The organism is Mesorhizobium sp. M1A.T.Ca.IN.004.03.1.1, assembly GCF_003997555.1.
GTDB lineage: Bacteria > Pseudomonadota > Alphaproteobacteria > Rhizobiales > Rhizobiaceae > Mesorhizobium.
Genome location: NZ_RZTV01000002.1, coordinates 160992 through 181433 on the forward strand (window position 1 = coordinate 160992; position 20442 = coordinate 181433).

At 64.4% G+C, this 20442-nt stretch carries 24 protein-coding genes; 8 read left to right on the forward strand and 16 right to left on the reverse strand.

The window, feature by feature from the left end; translation table 11 throughout:
- The first annotated feature begins 8 nt into the window (after window positions 1-8).
- Window positions 9-2021, forward strand: coding sequence for an EAL domain-containing protein (locus EOD29_RS06735; protein ID WP_245475265.1), 2013 nt, complete (start codon window positions 9-11; stop codon window positions 2019-2021).
- Window positions 2022-2034: 13 nt separating this feature from the next.
- Here EOD29_RS06735 and EOD29_RS06740 read toward each other — a convergent pair whose 3' ends face one another.
- On the reverse strand, window positions 2035-2925 hold the full coding sequence (locus tag EOD29_RS06740; protein WP_067321245.1) for a fatty acid desaturase family protein: 891 nt from the start codon (window positions 2923-2925) through the stop codon (window positions 2035-2037).
- Window positions 2926-3033: 108 nt separating this feature from the next.
- Here EOD29_RS06740 and EOD29_RS06745 point away from each other — a divergent pair, with 108 nt between their 5' ends.
- Entirely contained in the window at window positions 3034-3948 is a 915-nt protein-coding gene (locus EOD29_RS06745; RefSeq protein ID WP_127246238.1) for a LysR substrate-binding domain-containing protein, read from the forward strand.
- Between the two features lie 3 nt (window positions 3949-3951).
- On the opposite strand, the gene EOD29_RS06750 is transcribed toward EOD29_RS06745, so the two are convergent.
- The 5 genes from EOD29_RS06750 to EOD29_RS06770 all read right to left on the reverse strand — a co-directional run bounded on the left by EOD29_RS06750 (window position 3952) and on the right by EOD29_RS06770 (window position 8380).
- Entirely contained in the window at window positions 3952-4224 is a 273-nt protein-coding gene (locus EOD29_RS06750; protein ID WP_127216105.1) for a DUF3303 family protein, read from the reverse strand.
- 73 nt (window positions 4225-4297) lie between these two features.
- Complete coding sequence (locus tag EOD29_RS06755) at window positions 4298-5761, reverse strand: RimK family protein (RefSeq protein ID WP_067321133.1); 1464 nt, start codon at window positions 5759-5761, stop codon at window positions 4298-4300.
- 4 nt (window positions 5762-5765) lie between these two features.
- Window positions 5766-6863, reverse strand: coding sequence for a GNAT family N-acetyltransferase/peptidase C39 family protein (locus EOD29_RS06760; RefSeq protein WP_095823676.1), 1098 nt, complete (start codon window positions 6861-6863; stop codon window positions 5766-5768).
- Between the two features lie 207 nt (window positions 6864-7070).
- On the reverse strand, window positions 7071-7865 hold the full coding sequence (locus tag EOD29_RS06765) for an anti-sigma factor (protein ID WP_067321126.1): 795 nt from the start codon (window positions 7863-7865) through the stop codon (window positions 7071-7073).
- Window positions 7862-8380 carry an RNA polymerase sigma factor gene (locus EOD29_RS06770; protein WP_127246239.1) on the reverse strand — a complete coding sequence of 173 codons (519 nt, stop codon included), beginning with the start codon at window positions 8378-8380 and terminating at the stop codon, window positions 7862-7864. Before EOD29_RS06770 ends, EOD29_RS06765 begins: the two co-directional genes overlap by 4 nt.
- Before the next feature lie 246 nt (window positions 8381-8626).
- Between EOD29_RS06770 and EOD29_RS06775 the strand changes: the two genes are divergently transcribed.
- On the forward strand, window positions 8627-8872 hold the full coding sequence (locus tag EOD29_RS06775) for a type II toxin-antitoxin system VapB family antitoxin (RefSeq protein WP_127246240.1): 246 nt from the start codon (window positions 8627-8629) through the stop codon (window positions 8870-8872).
- On the forward strand, window positions 8872-9300 hold the full coding sequence (locus EOD29_RS06780) for a type II toxin-antitoxin system VapC family toxin (protein WP_095800114.1): 429 nt from the start codon (window positions 8872-8874) through the stop codon (window positions 9298-9300). Before EOD29_RS06775 ends, EOD29_RS06780 begins: the two co-directional genes overlap by 1 nt.
- A gap of 3 nt (window positions 9301-9303) precedes the next feature.
- Here EOD29_RS06780 and EOD29_RS06785 read toward each other — a convergent pair whose 3' ends face one another.
- A complete protein-coding gene (locus tag EOD29_RS06785; protein WP_127246241.1) occupies window positions 9304-12057 on the reverse strand; it encodes a DUF2339 domain-containing protein in 2754 nt (917 codons plus the stop codon).
- 240 nt (window positions 12058-12297) lie between these two features.
- Between EOD29_RS06785 and EOD29_RS06790 the strand changes: the two genes are divergently transcribed.
- Window positions 12298-12762, forward strand: coding sequence for an NUDIX domain-containing protein (locus EOD29_RS06790; RefSeq protein ID WP_127246242.1), 465 nt, complete (start codon window positions 12298-12300; stop codon window positions 12760-12762).
- A gap of 9 nt (window positions 12763-12771) precedes the next feature.
- On the opposite strand, the gene recO is transcribed toward EOD29_RS06790, so the two are convergent.
- Window positions 12772-13524, reverse strand: a complete 753-nt coding sequence (gene recO / locus EOD29_RS06795) for a DNA repair protein RecO (RefSeq protein WP_127246243.1) — start codon at window positions 13522-13524, stop codon at window positions 12772-12774.
- A 19-nt stretch (window positions 13525-13543) separates the two neighbouring features.
- Between recO and EOD29_RS35840 the strand changes: the two genes are divergently transcribed.
- Window positions 13544-13711 (forward strand): hypothetical protein, encoded by a 168-nt coding sequence (locus EOD29_RS35840; protein WP_164763703.1) that lies wholly within the window; start codon window positions 13544-13546, stop codon window positions 13709-13711.
- Window positions 13712-13811: 100 nt separating this feature from the next.
- Window positions 13812-14606, forward strand: a complete 795-nt coding sequence (locus EOD29_RS06800; RefSeq protein WP_095800117.1) for a type II CAAX endopeptidase family protein — start codon at window positions 13812-13814, stop codon at window positions 14604-14606.
- 34 nt (window positions 14607-14640) lie between these two features.
- On the opposite strand, the gene EOD29_RS06805 is transcribed toward EOD29_RS06800, so the two are convergent.
- The 6 genes from EOD29_RS06805 to EOD29_RS06830 all read right to left on the reverse strand — a co-directional run bounded on the left by EOD29_RS06805 (window position 14641) and on the right by EOD29_RS06830 (window position 19037).
- Window positions 14641-15534, reverse strand: coding sequence for an aminoglycoside phosphotransferase family protein (locus EOD29_RS06805; RefSeq protein WP_127246244.1), 894 nt, complete (start codon window positions 15532-15534; stop codon window positions 14641-14643).
- 40 nt (window positions 15535-15574) lie between these two features.
- The gene (gene era, locus EOD29_RS06810) at window positions 15575-16507 is read right to left on the reverse strand and encodes a GTPase Era (protein WP_206520454.1); all 933 of its coding nucleotides are present in this window, start codon (window positions 16505-16507) and stop codon (window positions 15575-15577) included.
- On the reverse strand, window positions 16492-17208 hold the full coding sequence (gene rnc, locus EOD29_RS06815) for a ribonuclease III (RefSeq protein WP_066997455.1): 717 nt from the start codon (window positions 17206-17208) through the stop codon (window positions 16492-16494). Before rnc ends, era begins: the two co-directional genes overlap by 16 nt.
- A 4-nt stretch (window positions 17209-17212) precedes the next feature.
- Complete coding sequence (gene lepB, locus EOD29_RS06820) at window positions 17213-17962, reverse strand: signal peptidase I (RefSeq protein WP_066997458.1); 750 nt, start codon at window positions 17960-17962, stop codon at window positions 17213-17215.
- Window positions 17963-18042: 80 nt separating this feature from the next.
- Complete coding sequence (gene acpS / locus EOD29_RS06825) at window positions 18043-18456, reverse strand: holo-ACP synthase (RefSeq protein WP_067321104.1); 414 nt, start codon at window positions 18454-18456, stop codon at window positions 18043-18045.
- Window positions 18453-19037, reverse strand: a complete 585-nt coding sequence (locus EOD29_RS06830; protein WP_067321101.1) for a DUF2062 domain-containing protein — start codon at window positions 19035-19037, stop codon at window positions 18453-18455. The genes acpS and EOD29_RS06830 overlap by 4 nt, the downstream gene beginning before the upstream one ends.
- Window positions 19038-19203: 166 nt before the next feature.
- Here EOD29_RS06830 and EOD29_RS37820 point away from each other — a divergent pair, with 166 nt between their 5' ends.
- Window positions 19204-19335 (forward strand): hypothetical protein, encoded by a 132-nt coding sequence (locus EOD29_RS37820; RefSeq protein ID WP_259979799.1) that lies wholly within the window; start codon window positions 19204-19206, stop codon window positions 19333-19335.
- Here EOD29_RS37820 and EOD29_RS06835 read toward each other — a convergent pair.
- Window positions 19316-19696, reverse strand: a complete 381-nt coding sequence (locus tag EOD29_RS06835) for a VOC family protein (protein ID WP_127246246.1) — start codon at window positions 19694-19696, stop codon at window positions 19316-19318. The genes EOD29_RS37820 and EOD29_RS06835 overlap by 20 nt on opposite strands.
- Before the next feature lie 74 nt (window positions 19697-19770).
- Window positions 19771-20349 carry an orotate phosphoribosyltransferase gene (pyrE, locus tag EOD29_RS06840; RefSeq protein ID WP_095823682.1) on the reverse strand — a complete coding sequence of 193 codons (579 nt, stop codon included), beginning with the start codon at window positions 20347-20349 and terminating at the stop codon, window positions 19771-19773.
- Window positions 20350-20442 lie beyond the last annotated feature (93 nt).

A 20442-nucleotide genomic window follows, 5' to 3' on the forward strand; every position in this document is an offset into this window, starting at 1 on the left:
TCGAGAACATGTCGCATGGCCTGTGCATGTTCGACGCCGACGAGCGCATGATCATCTGCAACCGAAACTACATCGACCTCTTCCGCCTCGACGCCAAAGTCACGAAGCCCGGCATTCGCTTCTTCGACATCTTGCAGCACAGCGTCGAAATCGGCATCGCCTCGCAAACCGCCGAGCAGCTCTACGCCGTCCGCAAACCCTATATCGACGGCGCCAAGCCCTCGACTTATGAGGAGACGCTGGCGGACGGGCGCATCATCGTCATCTCGCATCGGCCGCTGGCCTCCGGCGGCTGGGTGTCGATCTACGAGGACGTGACCGTGCAGCGGCGCTCCGAAGAGGAACTGAAGGAGCAGCATCGCCGCTTCGACGCCGCTTTGGCCAACATGTCGCAAGGCCTGCTGATGTATGACGCCGACGGCAAGATGATCGTGCGCAATCAGCGCTTTCTCGAGCTCTACAAAGTCGCCGCGACAGATTTCCCTTTTGGAACGACACACCGCGACGCGCTCAAACGACTGCTGGAACTCGGCATCTACACCAAGATCGACGTCGACAGCGAAGTCACCAGGACCGAAGCCTGCCTGCGAGCAGGGAAAATGCAGTCGGCTTACCGCTATCTTGCCGACGGCAGGACTTTTCTGGTGGTTCGGCAGCCGATGAGCGGCGGCGGCTGGGTCGTGACCTTCGACGATGTTACCGAGCGTCGCCGCGCCGAAGAGCGCATGACGCATCTTGCGCATCACGACACGCTGACCAACCTGCCCAACCGCTCGATGTTCCGCGAGCGCCTGGACCAGGCATTGAGCGAGGCCAAGGCCGCGCCGGTGGCGATCTTCTCGCTCGACCTCGACCGCTTCAAGGCCGTCAACGATACGTTCGGGCATCCGGCAGGCGACTGGCTGCTGAAAAGGGTGGCCGAGCGCCTGCAGCGCTGCCTGCGCAGCGACAAGGACGTGGTGGCGCGTTTCGGCGGCGACGAATTCGCCATCATTCAATCCAATATCAGAAACGCGGTCGACGCCGAAAAGCTGGCCAAGCGCATTATCGAGGTGATCGGCAAGCCTTATCGCGACAAGGGCCGCGAAATGCATGTCGGGGTGAGCCTCGGCATCGCGCTTTATCCCAGCGACGGGCAGGATGCGGATACGCTGCTCACCAATGCCGACATGGCGCTCTACCGGGGCAAGAGCGAGGGGCGCAACATCTACCGTTTCTTCGAGCCGGGCATGGATGCCATGGTGCGGGAGCGCCTGGCGCTCGAGGCCGACCTCGAAGCTGCACTCCCGAGGCGCGAGTTCGAACTGGATTTCCAGCCGATTCTCGACATCGCCTCCGGTGAGATCGTCGGCGCCGAAGCGCTGATGCGCTGGCGCTCGCCGTCGCGCGGGCTGGTGCCGCCGCAAGACTTCATCGCCGCGGCCGAAGAAACCGGGCTGATCGTGCAGCTCGGCGACTGGGCGCTGCGCAAGGCCTGCGGCGTGGCGGCAGGCTGGCCGCAGGACGTGCGCATGGCGGTCAACGTCTCGGCGGCCCAGATCAAGAGCGGCGGCTTCGCCCGCAGCGTGATTGCGGCGCTCGCCTTTTCCGGCCTGCCAGCAAGCCGGCTGGAACTCGAAATCACCGAAACGGTGATGATGGACGAGAGCGACAGCGTGCTGAGGACGCTCGGGCAATTGCGCGGGCTCGGCGTGCGCATCGCGCTCGACGATTTCGGCACCGGCTATTCTTCGCTCGGTTATCTGCGGCGCTTCCCGGTCGACAAGATCAAGATCGACCGCTCCTTCATCCACGATCTCGACAAGCGCGACACGGCGGCGATCGTGCGCACGGTTATCGGGCTCGGCGCCGAGCTCGGCATCACCGTCACCGCCGAAGGCGTCGAGGCCGAAGCGCAGCTCGACATGCTGCGCAAGGCCGGCTGCGGCGAGGCGCAAGGTTTTCTGATCGGCGCGCCGGCCAGGGCCTCGGAGATGAGCCGCCTGCTGCGCTCGCAGGAAAAGCTTCGCCGATCCGGTTGATGCCAGGCACCGGTCAGCGCAGCGTCTCGAAATATTTCTCGTGGAAGCTCACATAGCCGGGTTCTACCACTTTGAGATGCCGCGCGATCAGCCGATGAAAAGCCGGCAATTGATGGAACGGCACACCCGGATAGGCGTGGTGCTCGGCATGGTAGGGCATGTTCCAGGCGAGCTTGCGCACGAGCCAGTTGGTCAGCGTCGTCCTGGTGTTTTCCAGCATATTGGCGACGAAGGGGCAGCGGCCATGCTCGGCCAACAGATAAAGCCTGAGAAAGGGCTGCCCGAGCAGCGCCGGTACGAGCCAGATGTAGAGGAGCACTGTCGCCTTGAGCGAGATCGCAAGCGTCAGCACGACGAGGTAGAAGGCGATCATCGCCCGCGCTTCGGCCTGGACTTTCGGCAAGCCTTTCGACGGCACATAGCTGTCCCGGCAGCGGCCGCTGGCATTTCTGTAGAGCGTCTTGAAATGACCCCACCACACCGGCAGGCCAGACACATGGACGATGTACTGTCGCAAGGTCTCGGGCTTCGGGAAAGCCAGCTCCGGATCGTTCTGCGGGTCCTGAGTGAAGCGATGATGGGCGAAATGGAAATAGCGGAACCAGTCGGCCGGCAGCGCGATCGCCAGGCTGCAGAGCCGCGCGACGGCATCGTTCAGCCACTGCGTTTCGAAGGCCGTCCTATGCACGGTCTCATGCAGCAGCGTGAACAGGAACACGATCAGGATGCCCTGCGGCAGCATCAGAACCGGCCAGTACGGCACCTTGGCCGCGATCAGCGCGCCGAGAGCGACGATGGCGCCGAGATGGACGGCGAATTGGATGATGCCCGGCAGATCGGACTTGCCGGTCAGCCGGCTGCGCTCCTCATTGGTCAGCGAGGCGATGACGTCGCGGTGGTCGATGGTGTGGTCGATGGCGCTCATGAGGCTACCGTACTGCAGAAAGAAAGCTTTCGAAAAACGAGGAATTCTGCAAAATAGATAAGCTTAGCTTATCTTTTCGGGGTCGCCATGGTCGCACTTCCCTCCCTGCGCGGACTTCAAGCCTTCGAGGCGGCGGCGCGCAGCGGCAGCTTTGCCGCAGCGGCGGAAGAGCTGTCGATTTCGGCGGCGGCGGTCAGCCAGCTCATCCGCACCGTGGAAGAACAGATGGGCCGCAAGTTGTTCCACCGCGTCAACCGGCGCGTCCTGCTCACCGAAGCCGGCGTCGAGATGTTGCCGAGGCTTACCATGGCCTTCCAGGAAATCGGCAGCGTCGCGCGGGATGTAGGCGGCGATGCGTTCCGGCCGAGGCTCGTCATCTCGGTGCCGCCTTCGATGGCGATGGGCTGGCTTTCCGAACGCCTCGCCGGCTTTGTCGCCAGCCACGGCGCCGCGGATATTTCGCTGAGAGGCGAGGACGACCCTGTGCCGTTCGACCATGAGATGGTCGACATCCGGCTATCCTACGGCCGGCACTATCGCGAGCATCCGACCGAGGAGATCGCCCGGGATGCGGTCTATCCCGTCTGCGCGCCCAGCCTTGCCGGCGCAGCCAAGCCGGAAACTCTCGCCGGCCTGCCGTTGATCCACACCGACTGGGGCCCGACCGGTGCTGCCTTTCCGTCCTGGCGCAACTGGCTCGAGGCGGGGGGCATCGCGCCGGGCCGGTCGGCCCAGCGCGGGCTTTCGGCCAACTCGTCGCGGGCCGCACTCGATCTCGCCATGTCGGGATTGGGCGTGGCGCTGGCGCAAGGCATCTACTGCGCCCGGGCGCTGGAAGACGGCAGGCTGCTCCGGCCGGTTGCCCGAGCGCTGGAATTGCGCCAGCCTTATTGCCTGACGATCCCTGAACGCAGCGCAAGGCGCGATGTGGTGGCGGCGTTTCGCGAGTGGCTGATCGCGGAATGCGTGCGCGCGGTCAGGTCGCCGGCGCTCGGTGCCTAGCAGTCAGAGATGCCCGGCCAGGGCCGCGACCATGTCCTTGCTGGTTGCTACCGGAACGATCTCGAACTCCACCAGATCGGCCCATTCGATGACCCAACGCTGCAGCAGCGTGACGTCATCGGCCTCGACAAGCAGGAAGCAGCGGCTCATGTCGCCTGCGATCCAGCTATGGTGAACGACAAGCGCGTCCGGTTTCAGCCGGCCCCGATTGCGGAACCGCCGGTAGATTTCCTTGCGGTCGCAGCCGCGAAAATCCTCGACAACGAAAAACAGCATCTTGCCCCCATTCAGTTGATTGTCTTAGCCGGATTCAGCGACGCCAGGCGATCCCGTCCGGATGCAAAATGCTTTAGCGACCAGTGCGCTCCAGCCGCTCCAGGAACCATTGCGTAAGCCGCACCCAGAGCTCGTCCTTCTCGCCGGAATCCTCCCAGCCATGGTCGAGATTGGGGTTATCGTTGACCTCGATGACGAAGACGCCGTCCTTGGTTTCCTTGAGGTCGACGCCGTAGAGCCCGTCGCCGATGCAGCGCGCCGCCTTGACCGCCGTCTCGACCACGTGCGGCGGCGTCTGCTTCAGCGTGAAGGTCTTGATGCCGCCCTGATCGGGCTTGCCGTTGGCCTTGTGGTTGACGATCTGCCAGTGTTTTTTGGCCATCAGGTAATGCACGGCAAACAGCGGTTGGCCGCCGAGCACGCCGACGCGCCAATCATATTCGGTGGGGATGAATTTCTGCGCGATGAGGAGGTCGGAATCCTCCAGCCACTCGGTCGCCAGCTTTGTCAGATCGGCAAGGTTCTCGCATTTCTTGACCCCGCGCGAGAAGGATGAGTCCGGGATTTTCAGCACCAGCGGAAAGCCCAGCGTCTGGGCGGCGAGCTCCAGATCGGAGGTGCCGGCAATCATCACCGTCGGCGGTACCGGCACCTTGTTGTAGGTCATCAGCTCGTTGAGATAGACCTTGTTGGTGCAGCGGATCATCGACAGCGGGTCGTCGATCACCGGCATGCCCTCCTGCTGGGCGCGGCGCGCGAAGCGGTAGGTGTGGTTGGAGATGGATGTCGTCTCGCGGATGAACAGCGCGTCGTAATTGGCGAGCTTGGCCAAATCCTTCCTGGTGATCGGCTCGACCTCGACGCCCATCTTCTCCGCGATCCTCGCCCAGTAGCGCAGGGACGAAATCTCCGAAGGCGGCAATTCCTCATGCGGATCGACGAGCGTCGCGAACGTGTAGCGCGCCGGCGTGCGCCCCTTGGTGTCGCGCCACTCGCGGTTGGTGTAGGTCTCCAGGCATTGCAGGAAGACTTCTTCTTGCTCCTCGCTCATGCGCGCGAGCGGCAGGAAGCCGATCTTGCGGATCGAAGCCCATTCGGCGCTGTCCTTGATGTGGACCTCGAGCGCCGGCGCGCGAAACCAGTCGAACAAGAGCTTGGTGAACCGGTCCCAAACTTTCGAGGGCCCGATGCCAAAAAAGACTGCGACCTTCGTCGGAAAGGTTCCGTCGAGATCCTTGCGGCATTTGTTGAGAGCGAGCTCGAGTTCCGGCAACGCATGCTCATAGAGCTTGCGCTCCGACAGATCGATCATGGTCTCGACGGTCGGAATCACTTTGTGGCCGCGCGATCCGGCGAGCAGCGAGGCATAATAGCCGCGGCTCTGATAGCCGTAGTTGTTCGAAAGGTTGATCACCTTCGGCCGCTGGCCGCGAAACAGCGCCGGATGCGCGAGATAGTCGCGGTTGGTGATGATCTTGTGCGGCGTCGCCACCTGGTCGAGATCGTTCTGCCTGCCTGTTAGGATGACCCAGGTCATTGTGTCAGCGTTTTCCCAGGTTGATGGCGGCGCGCAACCCGTCGCGGCCGAACTGAGCCATGTTCATGAAGATGCCATAGGGCACGGGAATGTTGGCGGCGTCGAGGATGGTTTCCTGCCTTTCGTCTTCGACCCAAGGATCGTGGATGAGGATATGGTCACCGTCGTCGCCGATGGCCAGCACCCAATGCGGCACCTTCTTGCCGAACATCAGGAAGCCGCTGATCAGCACCAGCACCAGCTTGCCCTCGGCAAGGGCGGCGCGGATGTCGTCGATGCCGAACGGACGGTAATTCACCGGGATGCCGTAAAGTTCCGCGCGCCGGCGGAAGTCGACCTGGGCGAGCTCCATCACCCGGCGCTTGTCCTCGCTGCGCACCGACTGCAGGAACAGCGCGCCGTGAAAGGATACGAAGATCTCGGCGGCAAGCCCGCTTTCATAGCCGGCAACCGCCAAGCCGAAAGGCTCGCAGCCGCCCGGCCCCGACATCATGAATACCGTGGTCGCCTCGCGCCACAGGCGTATTTCCATGACCGGATCGGGCACGAAGCCGGAATCGAAATTGGCCATTGCCATCATCAGGCAGCACGGACCGCAGGTGAACTCGCAGGTCTGCTGGTAAAACGGCACCCCGGTGCTGGTCGGGACATCGCCGCGCAGCGTCTTTTCGTAACGCAGCGCGGTGGCGCCGTCCTCGTAATAGTCGGGCTCGCGGCCGATTTTTCGGTAGCCTGCCTGCTCGTAGATGCCGATGGCGCGCTGATTGTCCTCGCGAACCTCGAGCCGCAGCATCATGCGATCGTGTTCATAAGCCGCCTCTTCGGCCGCGGCCAGCAGTTGGCGGCCGATGCCGAGATTGCCGAAGAACGGACCGACGGCGATGGAATAGAGCCGGGCCACGCCGCTGCCCTTGCGAAACAAGACCACCGCGTAGCCGGCGACATGGCCGTCATTCTCGGCCACCAGCATCTCGGCGGTCTCACGCTCGATCAACTGGCGAAAAGAGCGGCGCGACAGGCGATCGCTTGAGAAAACAGCCTTCTCGATGGCGGCGAGGTCATCGACGTCCGACGCGCGGGCCTTGCGGATCTCGGCAGGCATGCGGGGTTTGGGAGAACCTCGATTGGATTAAAGGAAACGGCCCCGGTCAAAAGCAGCACCCCGGCCGAAGCGCCGGTCTTCATCAAGCGCTATCGCTCCTTGATTAGGGCCGAATTGTGACAGGTTCCGCGGCGGCAGAAAAGCACCACGGCTTTGAACTAAACCACTAATTCGAAACAGCGTAGGCCGTTGAAAACAGCCGCCTCCTCAGCTCGAAATACCGGCCAGAAGCTGGCCATAGGCGCTCTTGGCGACCTCCGACAGACGCTCCGGCGGCAATGTGCCGACGACGGCGCAGCCATAGCCCTTGTCCAGCCAATACACCGCTTCCGGACCGTCAGCCTCGGCCGTATAGGTTCCCTTGGTGGTCTGCGATGATTCGGCGGTGACGAAGAGCGAGATGCGCTCGCCCTTGGCGTCCTCGTAAAGCAACATCGCGGCCTTGCCACGCTCGCCCGCCGGCAACAGCCGGCCGCCGACGAGTGCGAAGCCCTCGGCCGCGAGATCGGGCGCCACCAGCTTCAGCCCTACCCGGTTGGACAGCCAGGTCTGCAGATGGTCCTTGTCGCTTGCCGGCACCTCGACCGCGTGACGCTTCTCGGCGGCGTAGATGAGATGGGCGGAAATCGCCTGCTCCGCGAGTTGGTCGTCGCTCTCACCGCTGCGGCCAATGCCGTCGATGCCGGCGAGATAGCCACCGAACCCGCCGACCATCAGCACGGCTGCCGCCGCCGCCGAAAGCCACCAGCGCGAGCGCCAGGCAGGCGTCCGCGCCGGCGCTTCGCCAAGCACCGCGTGCCGTAGCCTTGCCGGCACCGGTTCGTCCATCACGCCGGCCAGGGCGGCGCGGAGCGCCGCACGGTCGGCTATGTAACGGGCGCTCTTCGCCTTCATTTCGGGATTGGCTTCGAGCCAGGCGTCATAGGCCATGCGCTCCTCGCCCGGCAGCTCGCCATCGAGGGCCATATGGATATCGCGTTCGGTGAAATCGCGCCGGGTCATCGCTCGACGATCCTTATCGAGCGGCGGCGCGAGGAGTCGTCCAGCAGGCCACGCAGTTCCTCGCGGCCGCGCGCGATGCGCGACATCAGCGTGCCGGCCGGCACGCCCAGGATGTTGGCGGCCTCGGCATAGGAAAAGCCTTCGATAGCGACCATGACCAATGCCGCGCGGCGATCGGGGCCGATCGCCTGCAGGGCATCCATGATCTCGCGCGAGGCTATGCTTTCGACCTGATCGGCGGGCGCGGCCTGGGCCTCGCCGGCTTCCAGAGGCAACATTGCCGCCTCGCCTCGCCGGTTACCCTTGCGCATCTGGTCGATGAACAGATGATGCATGATCGTAAACAGCCACCTCCTCGGGCTTTCTCCAGTTTGCCAGTTGTCGAGCCGCACAAGCGCCCGCTCGAGGCAGTCCTGGACGAGATCGTCGGCGGAATCGCGGTCGCGCAGCAACGAGCGCGCGTAGCGGCGCAGACGCGGTATCTCGCTCAGGATCGCTGCCTTCTTCTCGTCCATGACCGCTTGTTTCGTGGTCGTCTTCCATCTCGATTGAACGCGCCTTCCCGACGCGGCGCAAGCAGCCAGCACGAAGCGGACCACCCGCTCCGGTACCCAAGCACCTGGATAACGCCGGCGGATGCCGGTTTATTCCCGGCGCGAGCGGAAGCGGAACCAAGGTTGAATACCGGTTCTGGCCATCGAATATTCGTCATTGAATATCTTGCATATTCATCTTAGAATATACGCCGGAGGAATTCGACAATGTCTTTGTATATCCGCGATGACGAGGTTGACGCGCTAGCTCGTCAGCTGCAGTCCGCGATCAAGGCGCCCACGAAGACTGAAGCCGTGCGGATCGCGCTCAAGCGTGAGCTCGAACGGGCACATGCCGTCCTCCCACTAAGCGAGCGCATTAGAAAGTATCAGGACGCAGCGAGGGCGCTCGGTCCGGACGACCCGGACTTCGACATGAAGAAATTCTTGGACGAAGGATGGGATGACCTCTGATGTTCCTCGATGCTTCCGCTATCATCGCTATCATATCGGAAGAGCCGGATGCGAACCGCCTTCTTAGGAAAATGGAAGCCGCCGAGAAGCTTTATTTCTCGCCGAGTTCCGCATTCGAGGCGATTGTTGGGATAGCTCGCAGGAAGTCCGTAGCGGAAAACGGCGACCAGCTTCCGACACCACCCGCCCTGATCGAACGATGTAAAATGATCGTCTTGGGTTTCCTGGCCGAACTCAAGGCCGTTGAGGTCCCGCTGGACACGCGGATCCGAGAACTCGCTGTAAGGGCCGCGCAAGATTATGGTCGATATGTGGGCCACCCAGCCAAACTGAATTTCGGCGACTGCTTCAGCTACGCATGCGCCAAAGCCTATCGCGTACCTCTGCTCTACAAAGGCAACGACTTCTCGCAGACCGATCTGGCCTGACCTTTAGTCGGCTCCTAACCTCGCCGCCCTTGTCAGCAGACGCTGATAGAAAAGTCCGATACCGATCAGCACGGCGCCCAGACCGATGAAGGAGAGCGCGCGCAGCACGCCTTCCAGCTCCGACATGTCGAAGAGGAAGACCTTCAGCACGGCGACTGCGATCAGCACGGCCGAGGCAATGCGCAGCACCTGCGACCTCAGCCAGACGCCGGCGGTCAGCAGCGCCACGCCGATGACCAGCCAGAGCGCCGAATAGGTATAGGTCTCGAGCTGGCCGAGGCCGCTCCACAGGCCGATGAACTCGCCCTTGAACAGGCGCCGGACCGACAGCGTGGCGTAGGCGAAGGCGAGCAGCGAAGCGACCAGCGCCAGCATCGCGGCATACCATCTCGGGCGCCTCTCCCGGACATAAAGCGCCAATGCTCCTGCTGCGACCGCCGGCAGCAGATAGGCGAGCAACAACAGGTTGAAGAACGGGACGGCGCCGGTCGATTCATCCGTCAGCAGCGGGTTCAGCACCACGAAATGCCGGATGACGATGAAGGCGACCGAGAGCACGCCGGCGGCCATCGAGCCATAGCGCAACACCGGGCTCGGCGAGCGCAGGTCGATGGCGACCAGTATGGCGCCGGCACCGAGCGCGATCAGCGTGTAGATCGCCTGCTCGGCAAGGGTGACGGGGCCGGTGTCGATGACGCCGCCATGCATGGCATGGCGCACCAGCATCGCAATCGTGAGCAGGCCGAACAGCGCCGAGGCCGCTTCCATGGCAAGACGCGGCCGTCCGTTGGTGGTGCGCGCGAGTTGCCAGGCGGCGAAGCCGAAGGCGAGCGCCGGAACGCCATAGCCCGGCAAGAGCCAATTGAAGACCGGCGTCGTCGACAGTGCCGCCGCGCCGACGATGGTCGGATCGAAGGCGACGCGGCCGAGCACGGCGACAGCCGCGCCGACCGCGATCCAGCCCAGCACCGGGAAGCTGCGCCAGCGCGTCGCGAGCGCCGGCACGACGGCGGCGGCGCCGAGCAGCACCGTCGTCCAGCCGGAGCCGAAGGCCATGTGCAGCATCAACAAGCCTGCGACGCCGGCGCCGCCGAGCGCGAAGGAGACGGCGGGGCCGCCGCGGAGCGGCGGTTCCTCGGCACGCGCGATCCACTCGCCGCCGGCGGCAAAGACGAGCACCAGAAGCAGGGCCGGCAGCGCGTAGCCAAAATCGCGGTCGATGTCGCCGAAGGTGAGCCAGAGCGCGGTGAGCACGACCAGCGGCACAATGACACCCCATGCCGCCCATGACGCGGCGCGGATGGGCGCAGCAGCCGCAAAGCGGCGCGCGGCCCAGAACCCGGCTGCGATGAAGACCAGGGCAAGCGCGATGCCGAGGCGGAAGGTCAGCGTGTCGGATGCCGCCAGCGGCTCGGCGCCCAGGCCGACATCCAGCGCGTCGGCGCCGATGGTGGCGGGCGGGATGATGCCGAGATAGATCAGCGCGGTCGCCAGGCCGGCGGCGAAGAGGAGCGGCAAGGCGCGCGGCCGGTAGAGCGCCACTGCCAGCAGCGCGGCGAGCAGCACCGCGCCGTGCGAGGCATAACCCGCCTTGACAAACACCGGATCGACCGACAGCCCGAGCGCGGTCAGCGCAACGAAGAAGCCGGGCGCGATTGATGGCCAGTCGAAGCCGGGCTCCGCGTCGTCGCGGCCAGCAGTCAAGAAATCGGCTAGCCAGACGAAGGCGAGCACGGCAAGCGAGGCCAGGCTGATGAACAGCACCGTCGAGAGATTCACCTCCGGTGCATTGGTCATGTAGACGATGGTCCAGATCCCGGTGCCGGCGAAGGCTGCCGCGACAAGCGCCTTCCAATCGCGGATGCGGGCGATAGCCGCCGTGGCGGCAAGCACGATCGCCAGGTAGACGAACAGCGCCCACGGGTTCGGCGCCTCCGAGGCGACGAGGGCCGGCGTCACCATGGCACCGACGAGGCCGATGCCGGCCAGCGCCAGGCCGTGGACCAGCGAGACGGCAATGGTGGCGACGCCGATCGCGCCGAGCAGCGTGAAGGCGAGCGCGGGGCCGATAAAGCCGTAGATGCCATAGGCTGCATAGACGGTGCCGAACAGGATGAAGGCGCCGGCGCCCGTCAGAATCGCCGGGATGTAGGCGCCGGCAGCTCCCTGCACCGGCACCCGCAAGCCGGTGCGGCGGATGAACTCGGCGCCGGCAAGCAGCACAAGACCGAGAACGCCGGCCATGGTCAGTCGCACGCCGGGGCCGAAAATGCCGGCCTCGATCGTGTAGCGGATCAGGAACAGGCCACCCAGCGCCAGCGCGATGCCGCCGACCCAGACCGCCCAACGCGTGCCGAGGGCCGTCTCGACATCGCGGGCGGCCCTTGCAGGTACTGCCGCTTCGGCCGGCGCGGCAGGTTGCGTCAATTGTCCCTCTCCGGCGGGTTCGGACGGAGTCCCCTCGCCCGCTTGAGCTGGCGCTTCGGCTCTTGGCTCGTCGGGCGTCGCGGCGGCTGTGGCCTGCGGGGCTGCTTCACCCGCCGGCGGCGTGGCGGCTGCGGCAATCACGGCGGTAGCTTCGCCTGCAGCAGCTTCCGCGGCCTCGCCAGGCCGGGGCGCGGGCTGCGGGACACCCGAAAGCACCAGGCTGCGCAGCGCGCCAAGCTCGCGCTCGATCAGGCCGATGCGCGTCTGCTGGCGTGAAATGATAACGAATAGAGCGATGACGGCGGCAATGGCGATCAGGCCGAAAAACATGGCGGTTTCCCCTCAAAACCGTGCCAGTCGTGGCCGACAAATGCGGCGATGAGACGGCTACCCAATCAGCGCCCTGCCGGCCTTGCAAAGATCGAGCATGTTTCGGCGCCGATTGCCAGCGACCGCAGGCTTTATCCAACGGCGATACGTCGAAGCGGCTGAGGCTCGGGCCGCAAATTGCCGGCCGCTGACCGCGAAATACTCGTGCTATTCTCAAAAGAATTACCAAGAGGATGACCGATGCCGCAACGAAGCGCGGGCCTGCTGATCTTCAGGCAAACCGCCGGTGTGCTCGAGTTCCTGCTGGTCCATCCCGGCGGACCGTTCTGGGCAAGGAAAGATGAAGGGGCCTGGTCGATCCCGAAGGGGCTGATCGACGATGGCGAGGACGATCTCGTGGCCGCTCGGCGTGAGGCCGAGGAGGAGCTAGGCGTCGCGATCGACGGCGATTTCCAGCCAGTCGGCAGCTACAAGCAGCCGGGCGGTAAAATCGTGATCGCCTGGAGCGTCGAAGCGAACATCGATGTGAATGCCGTCAGGAGCAACATGTTCACCATGGAATGGCCGCCAAGGTCGGGCGCCATGAAGGAATTTCCCGAAGTGGACAAAGCCGGCTGGTTCTCACTCCCAGACGCCGGTCTCAAGATCCTGAAAGGCCAGCGTCCCATCCTCGACGATTTTCTGGAACGACGGCGAGCCGATTAGATCCTCGCCTCATTCGCCGGCAATCACCTTCACCGCCGCCTGATGCCGGCGCAGAGCCGCGAGGAAGCCGGCGCGGGCGTCGGGCGGCTCGATGCCGCGCGGCTCATAGACGTGGCGGGTGAAGAAGAAGCCGGTCAGCTGGAAGGCGTCCTCCAGCGCCGCGGCATCGGCGCGAACGCCGGAGCCGCGCTGCAGGAAGGCGGGCAGCGCCAGCATCTTGTCGTGCCATGCCGCGCCCGCGCCGCGCGAGACGGCGCGCCCGGATTTCGGCGACACATAGGCGAGATCCTGCCGCGATCCGGTCGCCGCGCACTGGCTGAGGTCGAGGCCGAAGCCGAGCTCATCCAGGATCAGCAATTCGAAGCGCGCCACCAGCTCGCCCGCGGCATCGGCATCGCCCAGATGGGAGATCATCACCGCAAGAGCCTCGTAAAGGCCGCCATGGGCATCGCGTTCGGGCAGAAGCCTGAGATGCGCGGCCATGGTCTGCAGGCCGTAGACGGCGACTGCGCTGTCCATCAGCCGGGCCGCGTTCATCTCGATCGCCTCGGCCTGGAAGATGCCGAGATGCTCGTCGAGACGTGCCCGCCACAAAAGGTCGACTCGATTGCCGGGCTGCAGCACCGGCTGCTGCTTGCGCGAGCGGCCGCCCCGCACCAGGCCGAGATGCCGGCCATGGGCGCGCGTCATCACCTCGAGGATGGCGCTGGTTTCGCCATGCCTGCGGGTGCCGAGAATGATTCCCTCGTCGCGCCATTCCATACGTCGAGCTTTTCACCTGTTGGGCGGCGAAATCAAGATTGCCGTCCGCAACCCAAAATCTGTCCTGACAGTGATGGCAGGCAACATCTGCCGCTGCCGCCGAGGCGGCAATATCGGAAAATTCTCAGAAACCGTTCGGGATTTTTCGGCCGCGCCGGCGCCAAATACCGGCACGTTGACCGGGTGAACCGGCGCAGACCGCCGAGCGGCTCGGCTGGCTTTTTCCCGAAGCGTCGACCTCTCGGGCAGGCGACCACTCGCAACAATGGCCCGATGAGAGGACCGTTATGAGCTCCTTCCTGGGCGAGGTGCGCGGGCACCAGTTGACCATCTTCTTTTCGCTGGCGCTCGGCCTGACATGGCTGGCGTTCATTCCCTTCTATCTGTCGCATGGCGAGAGCATTCCCTGGTTCACCTTCGGACCGGCAATCTCGGGCTTCACCGTCGCGGCACTCGCCGGCGGCTGGGGTGCGGTGAAGACCATCCTCGCCTCGATGGTGAAATGGCGCGTTCGCCCGATCTGGTATCTGGTGGCGGTCGGCCTGCCGTTCGGGACGCAGCTCGCCTCGATCCTGATCAATCCGTTCCTCGGTTCGGCGGAGCCGTCGTGGGGGAACATTCCGGCCTTCTCCGAGGTGGCGCCCATGATCGCGCTCTATGCCGTATTCAGCGGTCCGCTGGGCGAGGAGCCCGGCTGGCGCGGCTTTGCGACCCCGCATTTTCTTGGCCGTCGCCCAGCACTCGCCGGCAGCCTGATCCTCGGCGTGATATGGGCAATCTGGCACTTGCCGCTCGGCCTGCTTGGCGATCTCAGCCTCTACAGCACGATCAACGTCGTGCTGGCCGGGATCGTCTTCACCTGGCTTTACCAGAACACGGGCAGCGTATTGCTGGCCATCCTGATGCATGTCTCACACCAGAACAGCGTACGCTTCCTCGCCAAGGTGTTCGTCGACGGCGACTATATCCAGCAGCAATGGCTCGGCGTCGCGATCTGGGCGGTCATCGCGATCGCGATCGTTGCCTATTACGGCACGGAAAGCTTTATGCGACGGCCGGCGAAGCGACTTGCCACTGCATGAATACTCGACCGATGGCGGCGCCTGCTTGGCGCCGTCATCCCAATTTGCGATGATCGGCGAGCACTTCGTCGATCACCCGGCGCTGCCTCCCGACCTCGGCCTGGTTGGCGTCGTGACCGGCAACGGTGATGAGCGCCTTCCACAGCGTCCAGCCGCGTCCGCGCGCCCAGGTCGCGTCATCGACGGCGATGCGCGCGCGGAATGCCTCGCGGCTCTCGCCCTCGAACAGCGTCCAGGCAATCGCCAGATCGCAGGAGGGATCGCCGACGCCCGACGTGCCGAAGTCGATGACAGCGCTCAGACGGCCGTCCTCGACCAGCAGATTGCCTGAGGCGACATCGCCGTGGAACCAGACGGGCGAGCCGTGCCAGCCGGCAGCAAGCGCCGCCTTCCAGACGGCAGTGGCGGCTTGCGTATCGATCCGGCCTTCAAGCGCAGCGATGGCCTGTTTCGCCTCGCCGTTATAGACGGCCAGCGGGCCGCCGCGATAAAAATTGTGCTGGCCAGGTGCCGGGCCGGCGGTCGGATCAATCCGTTTCAGGGCAACGAGGAACTCAGCGAGCGAGACCGCGAACGCGCGAAGGTCGGCGATGTGCCCGGTTTTCGCCGTCTCGCCTTCGATCCAGCGGTAGACGGACCAGTGCCAGGGATAGCCCGCCGCCGGCTCGCCCATGGCGAGCGGCTCGGGAATCGGCAGCGGCAGAAGCGGCGCGAGCTTGGGCAGCCAGCGATGCTCCTTCTCGACCTGCAGCGCATAGGGAGCAGCACTTGGCAGCCTGACCGCCATCGTGTCGCCGAGATGGAAGGTGCGGTTGTCCCAGCCGCCGAACGCGACCGGCTTCACAGGCAGATGCCGCCATTCGGGAAACTGCGCGTCGACGAGCCGCCGCACGAGAGCGGTGTCGATATCTATCTTCGGGCTGTGCATGTCGTTATCCCAAAACCGCGTCGCTTTTGGTCGACATGGATCAGTTGGGAAACTCCAATCCCATCTCCCGATAGCGCTCCGGGTCGTCGCCCCAGTTCTCGCGCACCTTGACGAACAGGATGAGATGCACCTTCTGCTCGAGGATCTCGGCGATCTCGGCGCGCGCGGCCTGGCCGATGGCGCGGATCGTCTCGCCCTTGTGGCCAAGCACGATCTTCTTCTGGCTCTCGCGCTCGACATAGATGACCTGCTCGATGCGCACCGAGCCGTCCTTCTTCTCCTCCCACTTCTCGGTCTCGACATGCGAGGAATAGGGAAGCTCCTGATGGAGTCTCAGATAAAGCTTTTCACGCGTGATCTCGGCCGCGAGCTGGCGCATCGGCAGGTCGGATATCTGGTCTTCCGGATAGTACCAGGGACCGGCTGGAAGCGTCTCGGCAAGATAATCGAGCAGGTCCTTGCAGCCGGAGCCGGTGAGCGCCGAGACCATGAAGGTGCGCTTGAAAGGCACTCTTTCGTTCGCTGCCGCGGCCAAAGCAAGAAGCGTATCCGGCTTGACCCGGTCGACCTTGTTGAGGACGAGCAGCATCGGCTGCTTGACGTCCTTCAGCCGGTCGAGGATGGCGTCGGCATCGCCTTTGATGCCGCGTTCGGCATCGATCAGCAGCACCACGACATCGGCATCCTTGGCGCCGCCCCAGGCGGTGGTGACCATTGCCGTGTCCAGCCGCCGCCTCGGCTTGAAGATGCCGGGCGTGTCGACGAAGACGATCTGCGCGTTGTGATGCGTGGCGATGCCGCGCACGATGGCTCGGGTGGTCTGCACCTTGTGGGTGACGATCGACACTTTCGCGCCGACCAGCTGATTGACCAGCGTCGACTTGCCGGCATTGGGCGCGCCAATCAGGGCGACGAAGCCTGAGCGCGTAGGAGGCGTTTCGGAGGTTTCGGTGGCGGTCATGCAGCGCTCCATACGCCTTCGCGCAGCAGCAACGCGGCCGCCGCCGCCTGCTCCGCTTCGCGCTTGGAACGGCCGCTGCCGATCGCCGGCGCGAAAGAGCCGACCTTGACGCTGACGGTGAACAGCGGGTCGTGGTCGGGCCCTTCGCGAGCATCCACCCGGTAGGCCGGCACCGCGCCCGACGCCGCCTGGTGCGCCCACTCCTGCAGCTCGGTCTTGGCGTCGCGGCGGGCAGCACCGATCGCCTGCGAGCGCGGCTGCCAGTAGCGATGGATAAACGCGCGGGCAGTCTCAAGGCCACCATCCAGATAAAGCACGGCGATCAGCGACTCCAGCGCGTCGGCACGCAGATTGGTTCGCTTGCGGCCTTCGAGATTGCGCACGTCGGAGCCGGCGCGGATCAGCTCCGGCAGGCCGATCTCCTCGGCGATCTCGGAGAGCGCCTCGGCATTGACCAGCGCGTTGAGGCGAAGCGACAGCTCGCCCTCGGCGGCATCCGGAAAGGCAGCGAGCAGCATGTCGGCCACGACCAGGCCGAGAACGCGGTCGCCCAAAAATTCGAAGCGTTCGTAGTCGACGCCGGCATGCGTCGAACGCGCGCTGGCATGGGTCAGCGCGCGCTGCAGACGCTGGCGGTCGGCGAAGGCGTGGCCGGTGCGCTCGACAAGCGCTTCGGCAAGGGCATCGGCGGTCAAACGCTTGGTCGCCGCCATGACCTTAGTGGACGAGATGGAACAGGCGGCCGGCACGCATCAGCGACGGCCACTTCCAGATTTCCAACGGGCTTGCGCCGTCGGCGATCGAGAAGAAGATGACGTTGGCGCGGCCGACGAGGTTCTCGGCCGGCACGAAACCGACGGTGAAGCGGCTGTCGGAGGAATTGTCGCGATTGTCGCCCATCATGAAATAGTGGCCGGGCGGCACGTCGAACTCGCGCGTGTTGTCGCCGATCGAATTGGGCGTCAGATCGAGCGTGTCATAAGTGACGCCGTTGGGCAGCGTCTCGCGATAGACGTCGACGGGACGGTCGACCTCGGTGATGTCGGGATTGTCGATCTGGCCGACCTTTTCGCGCGGCACGGCGGTGCCGTTGATGAAGAGCTGGCCGTCCTTGACCTGGATCTTGTCGCCGGGCAGGCCGACGACGCGCTTGATGTAGTCGACGGACGGATCCGGCGGGAACTTGAACACCACCACGTCGCCGCGCTTGGGCTCAGAGCCCCAGATGCGGCCGGAGAAAATATTGGGGCCGAAGGGCAGCGAGTAGCGCGAATAGCCATAGGCCCATTTGGTGACGAACAGATAGTCGCCTTCGAGCAGCGTCGGCCGCATCGAGCCGGAGGGGATGGAGAAGGGCTGGAACAGCAGCGTGCGGATGACAAGCGCGAGCAGCAGAGCCTGGATGATGACGGAAAAGGTTTCCCCAAGCCCGCCGGATTTCTTCTGCGATTTTTCAGCCACGCTCATGTCGTCCTCGATTGTGCGTTGGTTGGTATAGAGTCTCGGCGCGCGCTGGGCAACGTCATGCCGCCCGTGGTCAGATGGAATCAATGTGGCGCTTGTTCGGCGGGCACTGCCTCGATGATCACAAAGGCTTGAGCAAGTGGAAAATCGTCGGTGATAGTGAGGTGGATCAGCGCATGGTGGCCCTTGGGCAGGATTTTTTCCAGCCTGGCGGCAGCGCCGCCGGTGAGCGCCATGGTGGGCGCTCCGCTGGGCAGGTTGACCACGCCCATGTCGCGCCAGAAGACGCCCTCGGCCATGCCGGTGCCAAGCGCCTTGGCGCAGGCCTCCTTGGCGGCGAAGCGCTTGGCGTAGGAAGCGGCACGGGCCGCGCGCTTCTCCGACTTGGCCTGCTCGACCTCGGTGTAGATACGCTGGATAAAGCGCTGGCCGTGCCGTTCCAGGGACTTCTCGATACGTCTGATGTCGATCAGGTCACTGCCGATGCCGATGATCATTCCGCGGGAACTTCCCGTCCGCCCTGCCGGGCCTTCCTGGCTCGCTCGGTCATTCGCCGCTGCCGTTGCGCGCGAAAAGCGGTCATGCCCCACCGCGTGACACCATAGAAGACGAGCCCAAAGACCAAGCCGAGGGGCACCGCGCCGAGAAGCATCGGCTCCAGGATCGGGTGCCACAGCTTGGCGAAGGAAAGCGTGTGCATCATTTCCCCGAGATGCTCCGGCGGCCCATGCCTGGGCAGATGTTCATGCAGGATGAGCTTGCCAGTCTCCCAGGACGCGCCCCAGAGCAGCGGGAAGGACAGCGGATTGCCGAAGAACACCGCACCGAGGGCTGCCGCCACCAGATTGCCGGCGATCACCCAGCAGAGCACGGCGGCGATGATGAAGTGGAAGCCCAGCGGGAAGAAGGAGGCGAAAACGCCTGCCGCGACTCCGGCGGCCACCGAATGGGGCGTCGCTTTCAGCCGCAGAATGCGCTTGGAGAAATACTGAACGGAGCGCGAGAACGAGCGGCGCGGCCATAGGTAAGTACGCACCCGCTCCAGGAGGCCATCAGGCTCTCGGCGTCGAAAAAGCACTCTGTTTCGGTTCCTGGTCCAACACACGCTTCCCTGCCAGCCGGGTCGCGCCAACATTATCTTGCGCTTCACCGGCGCAGGAAGGCAACAAAACTTTGCTATAGCGGCGATTGCCAGACCACGGAACAGCGAAACGTCGCCGCGATGGTCTGCCGCAGGCTCTTACATGAGCGCCATTCTGGCGAAACTGAGGAAGACTGGGCAAAGCATGTTTGGCCATTCGTCCTTGCGCGACCGCGGCGCCGAGGTATCGGACGCGGTCAGCCTGGGCTTTTCAGCTAAGTTCGATATTCGCTGACCTCGACCAGGTTGTCGTCGGGATCGCGGAAATAGACCGACATCATCCTGCCGCGAGCACCGGTGCGCTCGACCGGACCGACTTCGACCGCCACACCGTTGGCTGCGAGGCTGGCGCGGATGTCGGCAAGAGGCACCGCAGCAATGAGGCAGAAATCGCCGGAGCCCGGCGTCGGCGCCTTCGCCTTCGGCTCAAAGGTGCGAGCGACCTCGTGCAGATTGATCTTCTGCGATCCGAACAGAAGCGCGGTCGGCCGGCTCGGCTCGTCCAGCCGCCCCATGCCCAGCACGCGCTGATAGAAGTCGCAAGTCGCTTCGACAGACCGGACCGTCAGGACGAAATGATCGATGCCGGCTATCATGGGGCCTCTGCGCGCTTCGCTGGCAAAGAGATTCAACCGGCACCCTCAGGTGCTTGTTTTCATTCATCGCCAGGTCAGATATTTCGGCTTCCCGGCTTAACGGCAGGGATGGCGGCAAGTTCCGGCGGCAGGCGGTCGGGCGGGTAGGCCGGCACCTCATATTCGGCGAGCGCAATCAGCGGCACGCCGACATCGGTCTTGCCGGCCGAGCGGTCGATGATGCAGGCGGCCGCCACCACCTCGGCGCCGAGCTGGCGCAGGCAGTCGATGGTCTCGCGAATCGAGAGACCCGTGGTGACGATGTCCTCGACAATGACGACGCGCGATCCCTTTGCGATCTCGAAGCGACGCAGTCGGAACTCGCCCCCTTCCCGCTCGACCCAGACCGCCGGCGCGCCGAGATGGCGCGAGGTCTCGTAGGCCGGGATCAGGCCGCCGATCGCCGGGCCGACGACATAGTCGATCCTGCCCGGCACCGCCTCACGAATCTTCTCGGCCAGCGCCTTGCACAGGCGCTCGGTCTTGTCGGCATGCATGAAGACGCGCGCCTTCTGCAGGAAGATCGGGCTGCGCAGTCCGGACGTCAGGATGAAGTGCCCCTCGAGAACCGCGCCGGCCTCGCGGAAAATGCCCAGCACTTCATCGGTGTTCATTGTTCGCTCCATGCTCTTGGCGAGTGGTGAGTAATGAGTAGTGAATAGAATAGCGATGAGTGAATGGTGAATGGTAGTGATAGGCAACCTAAT

Bases quoted from the DNA above. Each gene is read 5' to 3' on its own strand.
- rnc (WP_066997455.1), bottom strand. From the start codon at position 17,208: ATGGCGGCGACCAAGCGTTTGACCGCCGATGCCCTTGCCGAAGCGCTT.
- EOD29_RS37820 (WP_259979799.1), top strand. From the start codon at position 19,204: ATGAGCGCCATTCTGGCGAAACTGAGGAAGACTGGGCAAAGCATGTTT.
- EOD29_RS06780 (WP_095800114.1), top strand. From the start codon at position 8,872: ATGTTCCTCGATGCTTCCGCTATCATCGCTATCATATCGGAAGAGCCG.
- acpS (WP_067321104.1), bottom strand. From the start codon at position 18,456: ATGATCATCGGCATCGGCAGTGACCTGATCGACATCAGACGTATCGAG.
- EOD29_RS06785 (WP_127246241.1), bottom strand. From the start codon at position 12,057: ATGTTTTTCGGCCTGATCGCCATTGCCGCCGTCATCGCTCTATTCGTT.
- recO (WP_127246243.1), bottom strand. From the start codon at position 13,524: ATGGAATGGCGCGACGAGGGAATCATTCTCGGCACCCGCAGGCATGGC.
- EOD29_RS06805 (WP_127246244.1), bottom strand. From the start codon at position 15,534: ATGCACAGCCCGAAGATAGATATCGACACCGCTCTCGTGCGGCGGCTC.
- EOD29_RS06790 (WP_127246242.1), top strand. From the start codon at position 12,298: ATGCCGCAACGAAGCGCGGGCCTGCTGATCTTCAGGCAAACCGCCGGT.
- pyrE (WP_095823682.1), bottom strand. From the start codon at position 20,349: ATGAACACCGATGAAGTGCTGGGCATTTTCCGCGAGGCCGGCGCGGTT.
- EOD29_RS06735 (WP_245475265.1), top strand. From the start codon at position 9: ATGTCGCATGGCCTGTGCATGTTCGACGCCGACGAGCGCATGATCATC.
- EOD29_RS06770 (WP_127246239.1), bottom strand. From the start codon at position 8,380: ATGGACGAGAAGAAGGCAGCGATCCTGAGCGAGATACCGCGTCTGCGC.
- EOD29_RS06835 (WP_127246246.1), bottom strand. From the start codon at position 19,696: ATGATAGCCGGCATCGATCATTTCGTCCTGACGGTCCGGTCTGTCGAA.
- EOD29_RS06800 (WP_095800117.1), top strand. From the start codon at position 13,812: ATGAGCTCCTTCCTGGGCGAGGTGCGCGGGCACCAGTTGACCATCTTC.
- EOD29_RS06765 (WP_067321126.1), bottom strand. From the start codon at position 7,865: ATGACCCGGCGCGATTTCACCGAACGCGATATCCATATGGCCCTCGAT.
- era (WP_206520454.1), bottom strand. From the start codon at position 16,507: ATGGAGCGCTGCATGACCGCCACCGAAACCTCCGAAACGCCTCCTACG.
- EOD29_RS06775 (WP_127246240.1), top strand. From the start codon at position 8,627: ATGTCTTTGTATATCCGCGATGACGAGGTTGACGCGCTAGCTCGTCAG.
- EOD29_RS06750 (WP_127216105.1), bottom strand. From the start codon at position 4,224: ATGCTGTTTTTCGTTGTCGAGGATTTTCGCGGCTGCGACCGCAAGGAA.
- EOD29_RS06760 (WP_095823676.1), bottom strand. From the start codon at position 6,863: ATGCCTGCCGAGATCCGCAAGGCCCGCGCGTCGGACGTCGATGACCTC.
- EOD29_RS06745 (WP_127246238.1), top strand. From the start codon at position 3,034: ATGGTCGCACTTCCCTCCCTGCGCGGACTTCAAGCCTTCGAGGCGGCG.
- lepB (WP_066997458.1), bottom strand. From the start codon at position 17,962: ATGAGCGTGGCTGAAAAATCGCAGAAGAAATCCGGCGGGCTTGGGGAA.
- EOD29_RS06755 (WP_067321133.1), bottom strand. From the start codon at position 5,761: ATGACCTGGGTCATCCTAACAGGCAGGCAGAACGATCTCGACCAGGTG.